This is a genomic window from Pseudomonas sp. CH235, from assembly GCF_004368175.1.
Classification (GTDB): Bacteria; Pseudomonadota; Gammaproteobacteria; order Pseudomonadales; family Pseudomonadaceae; genus Aquipseudomonas; species Aquipseudomonas paraglycinae.
The window spans coordinates 20,977-36,769 of sequence record NZ_RRZJ01000014.1; the positions used below are offsets into that span (position 1 = coordinate 20,977).

Genomic DNA, 15,793 nt, shown 5'->3' on the forward strand with positions numbered 1-15,793 from the left:
GGGCCGGCCGGAGTCTTGCGCGGCCCCGACCGGGACTCAGAAGTGGTACGTCATGCGCGCAAACAGCGTGCGGCCCAGCGGATCGGTGTAGCGCGGGTCATAACCGCTCTGGAAGTTGTAGGCCTGGTTGGAGAACGGCGGATCGCGGTCGAACAGGTTCTTCACCCCGGCATCGACGTCCAGCACCTTGTCGAAGGTGTAGCCGGCCGACAGGTCCCACACCGAATACGACGCGACCCGCGCGTTGGTCTCGCGGTCGTAGTCGTTGTAGCCGGTGGTGAAGCGGTTGGTCAGCGCCGCGCGGGCTGCACCGAAGGTCCAGGAACCGGTCAGGTTGTGTTTCCAGCGGGCAATCACACCGTCGCCCTTGAAGTCGCCGACCTTGTCGGTGAACGGGCCCTTGATGGTGCTCTGGAAGTCGTACTCGTCGACATAAGTGCCTTGCAGGCCCAGGCCGAATTGACCGTACGGCGTGTTCGGGAAGCGATAGTCCAGCGACACATCGACGCCGTTGGTTTCGACGATGCCGAGGTTGGCGTTGCCGGTGACGATGTAGTTGAGCGTGCCGTCGGCGTTGCGCACGAAGCGGTCAGGGTAGCTGCCGGCCTGATCGAACACGGTGGATTCCGGGAACGGCTGGATCTGGTTGGAGATGTGAATCCACCAGAAATCCAGTCCCACGGACAGATTGCTGACCGGCTGATAGACGAAGCCCAGCGTCACGTTGCGCGCCTTCTCCGGGGCCAGGTCTTCGTTGCCGCCGATCTGGTTGAGGAACTGCTGACCGCAATCGCGCCCGCCGTTGCCGCCCGGTTGCACCACGCCGCCGGTACACAGCACCGGGTCGTTGTAGTAGCCCTGGGTGAAGGTGATGCTGCGCGGCGAATACAACTCATACAGCGACGGCGCGCGGAAGCCTTCGCTGTAGGCGCCGCGCACCACCAGCTCCTTGAGCGGCTGATAACGGAACGAATATTTCGGGTTGGTGGTGCTGCCGAAGTCGCTGTATTTGTCGTGACGCACAGCGGCGGACAGTTCCAGGCTGTCGAGCACCGGTACGTTGATTTCCGCGTAGGCGGCTTTCACGCTGCGGTCGCCCTCGACGCTGCCGGCCGGGTCGATGCCCAGGCTCTGGATGTCGCCGGCAAAGGCTTCGAAGTCCTGGTGGAATTTCTCTTTGCGGTACTCGCCGCCCAAGGCCAGGCCGGACGGACCGGCACCGAACCAGTCACCGATCTCGCGGCTGATCCGCCCGTCGAAACCGGCGACCCGACCGACCGCCGTGGAATAGGCGCCGTGGTACGCGGCCTGGTCGATGTATTGCTGACCGGCGCTGGTCTGCGGGCCGAACGGGTTGAGCAGGCCGCTGGCCAGACCGTCGATCATCGCCTGATCGCTGACGTAGCCGCTGGTAACGCTGGAGACGATCTTGTTCTGGTTGTACGAGGCGCCGACGTTGTAGTCCCAGCCGCCAACCAGACCGTCGAAGCTCAGCAAAAAGCGCTGGCTGGTGTTCTGGTCTTTCGATTCACGCGGGCCGGCGGCGGTTTCGCGCCAGTTCACGTCCACCGGTTGCGTCGGGTCGAGGGCGAAACCGGTGGGCGCCGGGGTGATGCCGTTGCCGGGGTAGTAGGGCGAGGATGAGTCGAGGCTGAGGCCGGTCAATGGCGCCGGGCCAATAGCAATGGCGTTGTTGTTGCGCGACCAGAAGTATTCGAGGTTGACGTTGTGGTCGTCGGCCAGTTTGCCGGTGGTCTTGCCGAAGAACGACGTTTTCTCGGTCTGCGGCACCAGGTCGATGTATTCGCGGGTGCTGAAGCGGCAGAGGCCGTCGCGGGCCACCAGGTTGGGGCCGTTGCAATTGCTGTTGGCCAGCGGGTTGGTGGCGTTGCCGTTCTGGCTGTAGTTGCCGGGGAACGCGGTGCCGGAGGTCTGGTCGAGACCTCGGCCGGGGACATAGTCGCGGGCGAAGGAGCGGTCGTTGGCGTCGAGGTTCTGCTGCTTGTTGTAGTTGAACACGCCGAGCACGTTGAAGCGGTCCTGCTCCAGATCGCCGTAGCCCCAACTGGCGCTCATGTCCTTGGTCGCACCGCCGCCACTGTGGGTCGGGGTTTCGCCGCCGAGGGTGAGTTGGCCGTCGGTCATGGATTTCTTGGTGATGAAGTTGATCACGCCGCCGATGGCGTCGGTACCGTACAGGGCCGAGGCGCCGTCGCGCAGCACTTCCACGCGCTCGATCGCGGCAAACGGGATCATGTTCAGATCCACCGCGCCGCCAGCCGAGTTGGTGCCTGACAGGGCGTTGTTGGCCAGTCGGCGACCGTTGAGCAGCACCAGCGTCTTGTTCGCACCGATGCCGCGCATGTCGGCGAACGACGCGCCGCCGGTGGCCGCGCCGACCGAGCCTGCGCTGTTGTTGATCGACTGGCTGCCGGTGATGCGCTGCACCAGTTCGGCGGTGGTGGTCACGCCCTGTTTGCGCAGTTCATCGGCCTTGAGCACGGTGATCGGCACCGCCGTTTCCGCATCGACCCGGCGAATCGCCGAGCCGGTCACTTCGACCCGTTGCAGTTGCGTGGTCGGCGCAACCACCGCAGCGGCGGCCGGGACGCCGTTGTCGTCCTCGGCAGCCTGAACCCCGGCGCCCATCCCCATGGCCACCAGGTACAACGGAACGAAACGGTGGCGGGAAATCGTCGCCACCAAGGGTTTGAGCGTGAAGCGTGGAGTGTTCATCAGCATGGTTGTTTCCGACTTTGTTAGACGTTTATCGAAATGGCCTTGTGAGCCCTCTTTGCACGGAGCACGGTGGTGCCGCGCCGCGAAAACCACTTTCTTCAAGCAAGCCGATCCCCTCCGAAGACGCGCTGCGTTTTTCGGTCGGCCGATTGCGACGGGATTCAACGAGCGGTGCCGGGCGCGTCCCTCACTGCGCACCCGGCACCGCCGTCAGCGGGTGGTCATCACCGATATCTTGGTGATGCCCGAGCGCTCGATGGACGCCATGGCTTTGGCCACCTGGCCGTAATTCACGGCGGAGTCGGCCTGCAGCTGCACGCGCACGTCAGCATCCTTGGCCTTGACCTCCTTGAGGCTGGCCTCCAGTGATTCCGGCGCCAGCTCGGTCTTGGCCAGGAAGAACTTGCCGTCCTGATCGACGCTGACCACCACCGGATCCTTCTTTTCGGCGGGAGCGACGGCGTCGGTTTTTGGCAGGTTGACCTTGATCGCGTTGGTCATCAGCGGTGCGGTGACGATGAACACCACCAGCAGCACGAGCATCACGTCCACCAGCGGCGTGACGTTCATTTCGCTGAGCACTTCATCGCTGTCTTGAGTGGAAAAGGACATCAGCTGGCCTCCCGCACGGCGGCCGTGGATTTGGCGATGGCCTGGCGGCTGATGGAGAAAGCGCTGCGCGAGGCGAGGGCGTCGAAGTCGTGGGCGAAGTCATCCATGTCCGCCGAGGCCAGTTTCAGGCGCCGCAGGAAGAAGTTGTAGATCAGCACTGCCGGCACCGCGACGGCAATCCCCACACCGGTGGCGATCAGCGCGTGGCCGATCGGCCCGGCCACGGTTTCCAGGCTGGCCGAACCGCTGGCGCCGATGCTTTGCAGGGCTTCCATGATTCCCCACACGGTGCCGAACAGACCGATGAACGGCGCGGTGCTGCCGATACTGGCGAGGATCGCCTGGCCGTTTTCCAGCGAGCGACGTTCCTTCTGGATCTGCTGGCGCAGGTTGCGCTCCAGTCGGTCGGAACGGTTGATGGTGTGTGCCAGTTGCTGGGTGGTGCGCGGGGACTCTTCCACCAGCAAGGCTTCAAAACCGCTGCTGGCGATCCGCGCCAGCGAGCCCGGATACTGGCTGGCGTGTTCGGCGGCGGTGAGCAGATCCGGCGCGCCCCAGAAGGCTTTGCTGAACTGCTTGTTCTGGGTTTTCTGGCGCAAGTATTGCGCCGACTTGACCAGCAGGATCGCCCAGCTGACCACGGAAAACAGCACCAGCCCCCAGAGCACGCCGGGGACAATCATCGAAGACAGAGAATCGTTCATGGCTACACCTCGCTTGCGTTAATCGGTTGTGAGTTCGGTTGTCGCGCCGTCATTGCGGCAATTTGAAATCGATGGTCTGGGTGGCGAAGCCGTCGATCGGTGTGTCGCCGCGCTTGGCCGGTATGAACTTCCAGGCCTTCACCGCCGCGACCGCCGCGTCATCCAGTTGCGGCTTGCCGCTGGATTTGGTCACCGTCACCGAACCGGCGCGACCGTTGGCCAGCACCTGAATCCGCAGCACCACGCTGCCTTCCCAGTTGCGCCGCAGGGCCAGCGACGGGTATTCCGGCGGCGGGTTGCCGAGGCTGGCGAGGCCGGAAATCGCCGCCGACTCTTTCACCGGGCCCGGTGCCGCCGCAGGTGCAGGAGGCGCACTCGGGGTGGCCGGAGCGGCAGGCGCTGCCGGTTGCGCAGGGGCGGGCGGCGCTTTCGGCGGCTCGGCCTTTTTCACCGGTTTGGGTTTCTCGACCGGTTTCGGTTTTTCGATCGGCTTGGGTTTCTCCACCGGTTTGGGCGGCGGCTTGACCGCGTCCTCGTCTTCCACCGGTTGTTCCGGTTCGGGAGGGGGCGGCGGGGGAGGAGGCGGCTCCGGTGTCGGCGGGGCCGGCGGTGTCGGGCTGGTGAGCTCGACGGTCATTTCCGGAATTTCCGGTGGCGTCGGCAGCGGTTCGGCCCGCGCCTGCTGGAAAAACCACCAGGCGCCGCCGTGTATCAACGCCGACACCGCCACCAGCAACAGCATCTGCTGTTTGTTCAGGCCGCCGGGCTGCGAAGTGTTGGCCTTGTAGACGGGCCGACCCGCCACCGACGCAAGCGCTGCGTTCGGTACTGGCCCCGGCGGCGTTCTGTGCTTTACCGCATCGTTCATTAAAGCTCCCTCGGGTGGATGAAGGGCAATAAGGTGCCGTTCGAACAACACAGCGTTGTTCGAGTGAGTGGTCGCAACTTTCATACGGGTGTGCAGAAGCCGATAGTTGAACTATCTATTGAACAGGGCTTGTGCAGCGTGTTGTTTCAGTAATGCCGACTTCGATGGTTCATTGATCCGGTCCGTGGCTGTTCTTTTATAAGTGAGTGTGCAATTGAGTGGCGAACATCGTTCTTGCCCTCATGGTTGATGCAATAGCAACCGCTGTGCCAAACAGTAAACAAATGTGTAGCGGTTATTTCACGGATGATACGTATGTCGCATTTATATAAGTTTCATCAGGCACGCCGGTTTTCATGAGCGCATAACCTCCCGACGGCCCTGTTTGCAGGGCTTTTTCAAAGGCGAGACAGGCCTGGCGCGGTATCGCGCTGTTCAGCGAGATAGAGCGGCTGTTCTCGTGTCGGCCAAGACGCGTGATGGTGCGTGGCGGACTGATTTGGTGCGGGTCAGTGTTTTAGCGGGTCACAGGCGATGTTCCTTGTTTTTGTCTAAATGAAGTCGGGCTCGGTGTAATGATTGAAAGTACAGTTTTGGTGCGCTTTGGACATTAACTTCGAACAGCAAAAGTTGTACGGATGTGCTGCCCGAAAGTTATTGTCGAACAATCTGTTCTGGTATTCATTAATTCGGCGCGCACGCAATGACTTCCTGCGTGCTATTTAAAAAATAAATAGTGCAGGCGTTCAGGTAATAAAAGGAATGCACGGACAGTTCGCAGGACGAACACGGCGCAGGTACAGGGGCACGGAGAGAAGAGGGTGGCGCAGCAGATGAAGATTCACGCGGTGAACTCCTTGTTGCCAGCTCGGATACGCGAACTTTTGGTTCGGTATCGCACCTTACAAGAACGCGGATAGCGTTCGCTGATTGCTCTTGGTGCGGGATGGGCACCGCCAGCGCTGTTTTGCGAGATCAGGGATTCGCAAGCTGGCGATGAATGCGCAATCCGTGCCAAATTCGATACAACAGCTATAAATAGAGCCAGGCAGGACGCCTTTCGCAGTGGAGGAGGGGTTATGTATCAGCTCTACGGACATCGCAACTCAGGGGCAGCGGCCATCGAGGCGGCGCTCGAGCTGTGTCAGGTGGCTTACCGCTTCATCGATATCGAGGCCAGCGCGGAAGCGGCGCAGGAGCTAGCGCGGCTCAATCCGCTCAAACAGATCCCGACCCTGCAACTGCCGAACGGCAGTGTCATCACCGAAAGTGCGGCGATCCTGATTCATCTGGGGCAAAGCTTTGCGCAATCCGGCCTGCTGCCGGCCAACGGCGCTGACCGCGATCAGGCGATTCGGGGCCTGGTGTACATCGTCAGCAATTGCTATGCGGCCATCGGGATTATTGATTACCCGGAACGCTGGCTGGTGATGCCGGACGAGGCCTCGCGGCAGAATTTGATGGCGGGGGCGCGGGAACGACTGCACTGGAGCTGGGAGGTGTTTGCCGATCAGTTCTCGGCCGAGCTGTACCTGGACGATGAAACACCGGGCGCACTGGATGTGCTGGCGGCGGTGGTCACGCGCTGGGCCGGTGCCCGCGAACACCTGCGCCAGGCCCGACCCGGTTTCCATGCGTGGCTGCAGCGCATCGACCGACACCCGGTGCTGGCGCCGGTCTTTGCGCGGCATTGGCCCGGCTGATCACTCCCCGCGAATGTACTGCTCCAGCTGTTTGATCAGCTCGGCCTGTTCGGCAATCGCTTCCTTGACCAGGTCGCCGATCGACAGCAGGCCGATCAGCTTGCCGTTCTCCACCACCGGCAAGTGACGCAAGCGTTTGTCGGACATGATGCCCAGGCAAGTGTCGACGGTCTGGTGGGTGTCCACCGTGATCACGTTCGCCACCATGATGTCGCGCACCGGCGTGCCCACCGAGGAGCGCCCGTGCAGCACCAGTTTGCGCGCGTAATCGCGCTCGCTGATGATGCCCACCACTTTGTCGTCTTCCACCACGAGCAAGGCGCCGACGTTCTTCTCGGCCATTTTCATCAGCGCTTCGAGCACCATGTGATCGGGTTTGATCTGGTGCACTTCCTGATTTTTCGGATCTTTGAGCTTGAGCAGCTGGGCGACGGTTTTCATGGCGGTTACTCAGGTGTTGTCGTTGTTCTCCAAGCATCGTAGACGCAGGCGCGCAGGGCAAGGCCGCAAAACGGCAGATAACACGCAAAAAACGTCATTTGACCGGGTTTTTCATGGCGAGGCCTTTGTCACGGGTTACGGCAATGCCGCGTAGAATGCCCGTCTGAATCAATTCCTGAGGTTGCAGTGGTGGATTTACAGCAGGGCTTCGTCCTGACCCGGCATTGGCGCGACATCCCGGCCGGCACCGAAGTCGAGTTCTGGCTGGCGACCGACGCCGGGCCGCGCCGTGTGCGCCTGCCGCATCAGCCGTCGGTGGCATTCATCCCTGCGGCGCAGCGCGAGCAGGCCGAGCGGGTGCTGGCGGACGAAAAGAACGTCGAACTGCGCCCCCTGGCCTTGCAGGATTTCGAGCATCGCCCGGTGCTCGGTCTGTATTGCCAGCAGCATGGTCAGTTGATGCGCCTGGAAACCGCGCTCAACCGCCACAGTGTCGACGTCTTCGAAGCCGATGTGCGACCACCCGAGCGCTACCTGATGGAGCGTTTCATCACCGCGCCGGTGTGGTTCAGCGGCACGCCCGATGCCGAGGGTGTGCTGCTCGACGCCCACCTCAAGCCAGCGCCCGACTATCGTCCGCAACTGCGGCTGGTCTCGCTGGACATCGAAACCACCGAGCAGGGCGATTTGTACTCCATCGCGCTGGAAGGCTGCGGCGAACGGCAGGTGTACATGCTCGGCGCACCGAACGGCGATCACAGCATCGTCGATTTCGATCTTGAGTACTGCGAATCGCGCACCTTGATCCTGAAGAAGCTCAACGACTGGTTCGCCCGTCACGACCCCGACGCGATCATCGGCTGGAACCTCGTGCAGTTCGATCTGCGCATCCTTCACGAACACGCCCGGCGTCTCGGCGTGCCGCTCAAGCTCGGGCGTGGCGGCGAGGAAATGCAGTGGCGCGAACACGGCAGCCGCAATCACTACTTCGCTGCAGCGGCGGGACGGTTGATCATCGACGGCATCGAATCCCTGCGTTCGGCGACCTGGAGCTTTCCGTCGTTCAGTCTGGAAAACGTTGCCCAGACCCTGCTCGGCGAGGGCAAGTCCATCGACAACCCGTACCAGCGCATGGACGAGATCAACCGCATGTTCGCCGAGGACAAACCGGCGCTCGCCAAGTACAACCTCAAGGACTGCGAGCTGGTCACGCGGATCTTCGCCAAGACCGAACTGCTGAAATTTTTGCTCGAGCGCGCCAGCGTCACCGGTCTGCCGGCGGATCGCAGCGGCGGCTCGGTGGCGGCATTCACGCATTTGTACATGCCGCTGATGCACCGTCAGGGTTTTGTGGCGCCGAACCTTGGTACCAATCCTCCGCAGGCCAGCCCCGGCGGGTTTGTCATGGACTCGCAGCCGGGGTTGTACGAATCGGTGCTGGTGCTCGACTACAAGAGTCTTTATCCGTCGATCATCCGCACCTTTCTGATCGACCCGGTGGGGTTGATCGAAGGCTTGCAGCATCCGGATGACAGCGACTCGGTGCCGGGTTTTCGCGGCGCTCGTTTCTCTCGCACCCGGCATTGCCTGCCGTCCATCGTCGCCCGGGTCGCCGAGGGCCGCGAGACCGCCAAGCGCGAACACAATGCGCCGTTGTCCCAGGCGCTGAAGATCATCATGAACGCCTTCTACGGCGTGCTCGGCTCCAGCGGTTGCCGGTTTTTCGATACGCGGCTGGCGTCATCGATCACCCTGCGCGGCCACGAAATCATGCTGCGCACCCGACAGCTGATCGAGGCTCAGGGGCATGCGGTGATTTATGGCGATACCGACTCGACCTTCGTCTGGCTGCGTCGCCCCCACGGTCAGGAAGAAGCGGCGACCATTGGCCGGGCGCTGGTTGCGCACGTCAACGACTGGTGGCGCGAGCATGTGCGTGAGCAATACGGACTGGAAAGCGCCCTCGAATTGCAGTTCGAAACCCACTACAAGCGCTTCCTGATGCCGACCATCCGTGGCGCGGAAGAGGGCAGCAAAAAGCGCTACGCCGGTCTGGTGACCCGCGCCGACGGCAGCGAAGAAATGGTCTACAAAGGCCTGGAAACCGTGCGCACTGACTGGTCGCTGCTGGCCCGGCAATTCCAGCAGGAGCTGTACGAGCGGATCTTCCAGCGCAAGCCGTATCAGGAATACGTGCGCGAGTACGTGCGCAAGACGTTGGCCGGTGAGTTCGACGAACGACTGGTTTACCGCAAGCGCCTGCGCCGCACCCTCGACGACTACGAACGCAACGTGCCGCCCCACGTGCGCGCCGCACGGCTGGCAGACGATTACAACGCGCAGCACGGTCGCCCGCGCCAGTATCAGAACGGCGGCTGGATCAGCTACGTCATCACCCTGGCCGGGCCCGAACCGCTGGAAGTGCGCCGCGCGGCCATCGACTACGACCACTACATCACCCGCCAGCTGCAACCGGTGGCGGATGCGATCCTGCCGTTTGTCGACGACGATTTCTCAACCCTGATCGGGGGACAACTGGGCCTGTTTTGAGTCCAGCAGTTGCAGGGTCCATTCGTCCTGAATGCCGTGGAAGTAACGCTCCAGCGCCTGATGCCAGAGGCTGTCGTCGTCGGCGAACTGGGCGAACAGGGTCATCGATGAGTGGAATTTCAGGTCGTCCGGATGGCCGAAGATCTCGGCAATCGAACGCTGCTGAACATTCAGCACAAGCTGCGTGCAAGTCCGCAGCCGGGCGCCGAGCAACGGGTGGTCGAGGTAGGCGCGGGTTTCCGGCGCCGAGCTGATCGCGAACCGCCGCGACATCTCGCTGCCCCCGAGCCCGGCGAACTGGGGGAACACAAACCACATCCAGTGGCTGCGCTTGTGGCCCTCGCCGAGCTCGCGCTGGACCCGTTCGAACACCGGATCCTGAGCGAGCACGAAGCGTTGCAGGTTGAATGGATCGTCCTGATCAGTGCTTCTCATGGCGAAGCCCTCTGTCAGTCGGCGGTGGCTCAGACCATGGCCAGCCGCTGCTTGCGTTGTGGCGCGTGAAACGCCTGGTCCAGCGCCGCCAGATCCCCGGCATCAAGTTGAAGCTGCGCCGCTTGTGCATTGAGCTGCACGTGTTCCGGGCGCACGGCCTTGGGAATCGCAATCACCCCATCCTGACGCAGAATCCACGCCAGCGAAACCTGTGCCGGGGTCACGCCGTGACGAGCGGCAATCTGTTTCAGCACCGGCTCGGCAAGCATGGCGCCGCCCTGGCCGATCGGGCAGTACGCCATCAGCGGCATGCGCTGTTGCTGGCACCACGGCAGCAGGTCGAATTCGATGCCGCGTTCTTCCAGGTTGTACAGCACCTGATTGGTCGCGCAGACCGAACTCGACAGTTCCTCAAGATCGTCGACATCAAAGTTCGACACGCCCCAGCGACCGATCTTGCCGTCCTCGCGCAGACGCTCGAAGGCTTCGACGGTTTCTTCCAGCGGATACTGGCCGCGCCAATGCAGCAAATAGAGGTCGATGTAATCGGTGTCGAGCCGGCGCAGACTGCGCTCGCAAGCCTGGGAAATGCCTTTGCGGCTGGCGTTGTGCGGGTAGACCTTGCTCACCAGAAACACTTGATCGCGCAGGCCGGCGATGGCTTCGCCGACCACGCTTTCGGCACCGCCCTCGGCGTACATTTCGGCGGTGTCGATCAGGGTCATGCCCAGCTCGATGCCGCTGCGCAGGGCCGCGACTTCACGCTTGTGCGCCGAGCGGTCTTCGCCCATGCGCCAGGTGCCCTGGCCAATCAACGGCACCTGCACGCCAGCCAATTCGAGGGTACGCATTCAAACCTCCTTTCTGAAACGGTCGATACCTTGGGTGGGCAGCAGGATAGCCCACGGGTTCCGTCCGGTTCCAGAAAGGAGGTCAGGTGCTTACTTGGCGGAGAACTTCAACACCACGCTCTGGGTGTAGGTCTGGCCGGGATCGAGGCGGGTACTCGGGAAGTTCGGCTGGTTCGGCGAGTCCGGGTAGTGCTGGGTTTCCAGGGTGAACGCGCCCCAATGCGGATAGACCTTGCCACCCTTGCCCTTGACCGTGCCGTCGAGGAAGTTGCTGGTGTAGAACTGCACGCCCGGTTCATTGGTGTACAGCTGCAAATGGCGACCGGACTGCGGGTCGCTGACTTCGGCGGCGAGTTTGCTGACGTCACCCTTGGTGTCCAGCGCCCAGTTGAAATCGAAACCGCCTTGTTTCTCTTCAGCGAATTTCAATTGCGGGTGATCGGCCTTGATGTGCTGGCCGATGGCGGTGGGTTTGGTGAAGTCCATCGGCGTGCCGGCCACGGGGGCCAGTTCGCCGGTCGGGATCAGCTTGGCGGTGACCGGGGTGTAGTGACTGGCGTGCAGGGTGGCGACTTGCTTGAGGATGTCGCCATTGCCGGCGCCGGCAAGGTTGAAGTAGCTGTGGTTGGTCAGGTTGAGCACAGTGGGTTTGTCGGTGCTGGCCTTGTAGTCGATGCGCAGCTCGTTGCTGTCGGTGAGGCTGTAGGTCACTTCAGTGGTGAGGTTGCCGGGAAAACCCATTTCGCCATCCGCCGACAGGTAGGTCAGGGTCACGCCGACCGAATCCTTGTCCTTGGTTTCCTTCGCCTTCCAGACCTTTTTGTCGAAGCCCTGAGTGCCGCCATGCAAGGCGTTGGTCTTGTCGTTCTGCGGCACTTGATAGCGCTTGCCGTCGAGTTCGAAGGCGCCGTCGGCCAGGCGATTGCCGAAGCGGCCGATGGTCGCGCCGAAGTACGCGGTGCCTTTCTGGTAACCCTGCACATCGTCGAAACCGAGGACGATGTCGTCGAGCTTGCCGTGTTTGTCCGGTACCTGCAGCGCCTGCAAGGTCGCGCCGTAGGTGATGACCGTGGCTTGCATGCCGTGGCTGTTGCGCAGGATGTATTGCTCGACGGGCGTGGCGTCATTGGTCTTGCCGAAGGCTTTGTGTTCGCTGGTCAGGCCGGCGGCCTGGGCGGTGAGGGTGGCGATCATCAGGGACAGTCCGAGGCCGCAGAGTGAGTGTCGGGATTGAAGCATGGTTGACCTTCCTTTTTGTTGTTGTTTTAAAAATCTCTCAATAGTCATGCTAATTGATGGTTGCGTGAAGATTTATAGCGGATGAAACGATTAATGCAAAAATAAAGTCGGACTTAATGCCTTGAGTAGTTAGCGCCGAAGGTCGGGAATCCACGCCGGCACTGCACTTTTGCGAAATCCCCGGCTCTATCCATGGCCAGGGTGCGGTGACTTCCGCCGCACAGGAACGTGTCCGTCAAAGAATTCATGCCGAGAGTTTTGCACCCCATCGCTGCATTCATTCATCGCCCGTGCCTGCTGCTGGCCTTTTTGTCGACGCTGTTGCTCAGCGGTTGCAGCCATCAGGACGGCAACAATTTCATCACTCAGATGCGCGAGGGCAGGCCTCAGGAATTTCTCCAGACCAGCGTCGATCGCATGGCCACACTGGCGATGCGCGACAACCTCGACAGCCTCTATCGCTTGATGGGCAAGTTGTACCTGCGCAACCCGGACGAGCTGCGCAAATCCGGGTTCCTCGACGTCAAGACCGCGGTCAAACAAGTGCGGCTGGCCATCGAGCAGCAACAGCCTTTGCCGACCCTCGGCGGCAAAAAAGACCTGGCGGCGCTGAGCTATGCCATGAGCCCGGAGTTCCTCGGCGACCGGGTCGGCGCATTCATCTATGCGATCGGCAGCATGCTGGTCACCGCTCACGGCAATCGCACCGAGTTTTACATGACCGATGCGATCAACCCGACCTTCGTCAACAACGCCGCGCGCAACATCGAGAAAGCCACGTGGATCCTCGCCCAGCGGCAGAACAAGGAAGGCCAGCCGCTGCTGTTTTCCAACGAAATTTCCGAGGAGGGCAGCAACCTGAGTTTCGCCACGGAGTTCGGTAAAGTCGTGGCGCGTCTGGATCTGCTGACCCAGATGCTCGACGAGCGCTACCGGCGCATTGGCCTGAATTACGCCCAGAGCCTGCTGTTTTTGAATTTTTTGCCAGTGCAGTGAGCCAAGTCGGTTAGAGTGGCGGACGATCGTGTTTGTATACAATCCGTCGTCCGATTTGACTCAAAGGGAGCTGCACCTGTCATGACCGACCCCGCAAGCGCCGATTACACGAGCCTGGAACGTGCCACCCGCACCGACAAAATGCCTTACGCCGCGTTGCTGGCGTTTGCCATGACCGGCTTCATCGCCATCCTCACCGAAACCCTGCCGGCCGGTTTGTTGCCGCAGATCGGTGCCGGCCTGAACGTCAGTGAAGTGCTGGCCGGGCAACTGGTGACGCTGTATGCGCTGGGCTCGATTGTCGCGGCGATTCCGCTGACGGTCGCCACCCGTGGCTGGGGGCGCAAGCGGGTGCTGCTGATGACGGTCGGCGGGTTTCTGCTGTTCAACACCATCACCACGTTTTCCAGCCATTACAGTTTGACCCTGGCCTCGCGGTTTCTGGCCGGGATGGCGGCGGGGCTGTCGTGGGGGATCATGGCCGGTTACGCGCGGGGGATCGTGCCGGTGCATCAGCAGGGGCGGGCGCTGGCGATTGCCATGCTTGGCACGCCGGTGGCGTTGTCGCTGGGCACGCCGGCCGGCACCTGGCTGGGCAATGTGATCGGCTGGCGCGCCTCGTTCGGGATCATGTCGGCATTGGCGCTGGTGCTGGCGGCGTGGATCGTCATCGCGGTGCCGGATCGTCCGGGTCAGGCCCGCGCCGAGCGTTTGCCGCTGATGCAGTCGCTGCGTTTGCCCGGCGTACGCCCGGTATTGTTTGTGGTGCTGACCTGGATGCTCGGCCACAACATTCTCTACACCTACATCGCGCCGTTTCTGACGCAGGCCGGTCTTGGCGAACGTGTCGATCTGGTGCTGCTGGTCTTCGGTCTGTGCTCGCTGCTGGGGATCTGGGTTATCGGCCTGCTGGTGGATCGCTGGCTGCGCGGGCTGGCGCTGATCAGCCTCGCGGTGTTTGCCGTGACCGCACTGGTGCTGGCACTGGTCGCGCCGTCGCCTTGGCTGATTTATGCGTGCATGGCGGTGTGGGGCCTGTCGTTCGGTGGCTCGGCGACGTTGCTGCTGACTGCCGCAGCGGACTCCGCCGGAGAACATGTGGATGTGGTGCAAGCGATGCTCACCACTTCGTGGAACGTGGCGATTGCCGGCGGCGGATTGTTCGGTGGTTTGCTGCTGGACCGGGCAGGGGCGATGTCGTTTCCGTGGGCGTTGCTGATCCTGTCGCTGATCGCACTGGCGACGGTCTGGCTGAACAGCACTCACAGTTTCAAACCGGGCCGACGACAGCACTGATACTGATGAAATGGCATAACGATAGATCCTATCGATATAGGGCGTTATAAGAAAACTGGTTATCCTGCGGGCCGGATTTTTCCTGTGGTTTGTCTGGACGTCTTAATGGAATTGGCAAATTTCGGCCTGGTGATTGCCGGGCTGGTCGTGGGGTTCATCGTCGGTATGACCGGTGTCGGCGGCGGTTCGTTGATGACGCCGATCCTGCTGTGGTTCGGTATCAATCCGGCCACGGCGGTGGGCACGGATCTGCTGTACGCAGCCATCACCAAATCCAGCGGCGTGCTGGTCCACAGGAAGAACAAGAACATCGACTGGGCCATCACCGGCTGGCTGACCCTGGGCAGTGTCCCGGCGGTGGCGATGACCTTGTGGTTCCTCAGCACCCTGCACACCGCACCGGACGCGATGAACGCCATCATCAAGCAAGCGCTCGGTTTTGTGCTGTTCGCCACGGCGCTGGCGATTCTGTTCAAGAAGCGCCTGCTGGAATTCGCCCACAAACGTGCCGGCGGCAACTACAACCCGAGCGGCGCGCGCCTGAATGTCATGACCGTGATCACCGGTCTGATCCTCGGCACCATGGTTGCCCTGACCTCCATCGGCGCCGGCGCCCTCGGCACCGTCGCGCTGTTCATCCTTTATCCGTTGCTGCCGACCCGCCGCCTGGTCGGCACCGAAATCGCCCACGCCGTACCGCTGACCCTGGTCGCCGGCCTCGGCCACGCGAGCATGGGCAACATGGACTGGGGCGTGCTGGGCTTTCTGCTGGTCGGCTCGCTGCCGGGCATCTGGCTCGGCAGCCACCTGACCGGCCGCGTCTCCGATGAACTGCTGCGCCCGTGCCTGGCGACGATGCTGGTGTTGATCGGTTACAAGCTGGCGTTTTGATCGAGCGCCCGCTTCATCACCGTCACTGGCAATCCGTCGTACTCCGTTTCTTCCAGCACTTCCCAACCCAGCCGCGCATACAGTGACTGCGCGGCATCGGTGTACAGGTACAACTGCGGCACGCCCAGTGCGGCAGCTTCCTCGACGATGCGGTTGACCAGCTGCGGAGCGATCCCGCGGCCACGCTGTTCGGCCTTCACGTAGACCCCGGCCAGCCACGGCGTCAGTTGCGGACGGGTGTCCATGTCACTGTCGATCAGCAGCGCACCGCCGAGCAGTTTTCCGTCTTCGATCGCCACCACCACGCTGGGAATCGCACCTTTGCCGCAGGCGGCGCGCATACGTTCGGTGCGGCTGGCGAGGGTGTCTTCAGGTTTGTACTGGCCCCATTCCTTGAAGTTGAGTTCGGCCAGTTCCTCGATCAGTTGCGGGTGATGGCAGAGGTAGTCGATGTGCATGCGCGTTGAA

At 62.1% G+C, this 15,793-nt stretch carries 14 protein-coding genes; 5 read left to right on the plus strand and 9 right to left on the minus strand.

The annotated features are described in order from the left end of the window. Positions 1–36: 36 nt before the first annotated feature. The 4 genes from EIY71_RS16225 to EIY71_RS16240 all read right to left on the minus strand — a co-directional run bounded on the left by EIY71_RS16225 (position 37) and on the right by EIY71_RS16240 (position 4,923). Positions 37–2,742 (minus strand): TonB-dependent receptor, encoded by a 2,706-nt coding sequence (locus EIY71_RS16225; protein ID WP_166673429.1) that lies wholly within the window; start codon positions 2,740–2,742, stop codon positions 37–39. A 207-nt stretch (positions 2,743–2,949) separates the two neighbouring features. Then, positions 2,950–3,351, minus strand: a complete 402-nt coding sequence (locus tag EIY71_RS16230; RefSeq protein ID WP_011335072.1) for a biopolymer transporter ExbD — start codon at positions 3,349–3,351, stop codon at positions 2,950–2,952. Continuing rightward, positions 3,351–4,055, minus strand: a complete 705-nt coding sequence (locus EIY71_RS16235) for a MotA/TolQ/ExbB proton channel family protein (RefSeq protein ID WP_085608298.1) — start codon at positions 4,053–4,055, stop codon at positions 3,351–3,353. The genes EIY71_RS16230 and EIY71_RS16235 overlap by 1 nt, the downstream gene beginning before the upstream one ends. A 49-nt stretch (positions 4,056–4,104) precedes the next feature. Continuing rightward, entirely contained in the window at positions 4,105–4,923 is an 819-nt protein-coding gene (locus tag EIY71_RS16240; protein WP_085686619.1) for a TonB family protein, read from the minus strand. Positions 4,924–6,002: 1,079 nt separating this feature from the next. On the opposite strand from EIY71_RS16240, the gene EIY71_RS16245 reads away from it, so the two are divergent. Then, entirely contained in the window at positions 6,003–6,626 is a 624-nt protein-coding gene (locus tag EIY71_RS16245; protein WP_102717061.1) for a glutathione S-transferase N-terminal domain-containing protein, read from the plus strand. Here the strand turns inward: EIY71_RS16245 and EIY71_RS16250 are convergent, their stop codons facing one another. After that, a complete protein-coding gene (locus EIY71_RS16250) occupies positions 6,627–7,067 on the minus strand; it encodes a CBS domain-containing protein (protein ID WP_064380861.1) in 441 nt (146 codons plus the stop codon). A gap of 189 nt (positions 7,068–7,256) precedes the next feature. Here EIY71_RS16250 and EIY71_RS16255 point away from each other — a divergent pair, with 189 nt between their 5' ends. Beyond that, complete coding sequence (locus EIY71_RS16255) at positions 7,257–9,617, plus strand: DNA polymerase II (protein ID WP_166673430.1); 2,361 nt, start codon at positions 7,257–7,259, stop codon at positions 9,615–9,617. Here the strand turns inward: EIY71_RS16255 and EIY71_RS16260 are convergent. The 3 genes from EIY71_RS16260 to EIY71_RS16270 all read right to left on the minus strand — a co-directional run bounded on the left by EIY71_RS16260 (position 9,582) and on the right by EIY71_RS16270 (position 12,142). Then, a complete protein-coding gene (locus EIY71_RS16260) occupies positions 9,582–10,052 on the minus strand; it encodes a DUF1810 domain-containing protein (protein ID WP_134022301.1) in 471 nt (156 codons plus the stop codon). The two genes, EIY71_RS16255 and EIY71_RS16260, sit on opposite strands and share 36 nt — an antisense overlap. 29 nt (positions 10,053–10,081) lie before the next feature. Next, entirely contained in the window at positions 10,082–10,903 is an 822-nt protein-coding gene (locus tag EIY71_RS16265; protein ID WP_134022303.1) for an aldo/keto reductase, read from the minus strand. A 90-nt stretch (positions 10,904–10,993) separates the two neighbouring features. Continuing rightward, positions 10,994–12,142: an aldose epimerase family protein gene (locus tag EIY71_RS16270; RefSeq protein WP_134022305.1), complete on the minus strand. Its 1,149-nt coding sequence runs from the start codon at positions 12,140–12,142 to the stop codon at positions 10,994–10,996. A gap of 246 nt (positions 12,143–12,388) precedes the next feature. On the opposite strand from EIY71_RS16270, the gene EIY71_RS16275 reads away from it, so the two are divergent. The 3 genes from EIY71_RS16275 (at position 12,389) to EIY71_RS16285 (ending at position 15,325) form a co-directional block, all read left to right on the plus strand. Further along, on the plus strand, positions 12,389–13,138 hold the full coding sequence (locus EIY71_RS16275) for a hypothetical protein (RefSeq protein ID WP_134022307.1): 750 nt from the start codon (positions 12,389–12,391) through the stop codon (positions 13,136–13,138). 81 nt (positions 13,139–13,219) lie between these two features. Then, the gene (locus EIY71_RS16280) at positions 13,220–14,434 is read left to right on the plus strand and encodes an MFS transporter (RefSeq protein WP_085745893.1); all 1,215 of its coding nucleotides are present in this window, start codon (positions 13,220–13,222) and stop codon (positions 14,432–14,434) included. 105 nt (positions 14,435–14,539) lie between these two features. Then, positions 14,540–15,325, plus strand: a complete 786-nt coding sequence (locus EIY71_RS16285; protein ID WP_011335062.1) for a sulfite exporter TauE/SafE family protein — start codon at positions 14,540–14,542, stop codon at positions 15,323–15,325. On the opposite strand, the gene EIY71_RS16290 is transcribed toward EIY71_RS16285, so the two are convergent. Then, positions 15,307–15,783 carry a GNAT family N-acetyltransferase gene (locus EIY71_RS16290; RefSeq protein ID WP_134022309.1) on the minus strand — a complete coding sequence of 159 codons (477 nt, stop codon included), beginning with the start codon at positions 15,781–15,783 and terminating at the stop codon, positions 15,307–15,309. The two genes, EIY71_RS16285 and EIY71_RS16290, sit on opposite strands and share 19 nt — an antisense overlap. Positions 15,784–15,793: the final 10 nt, after the last annotated feature.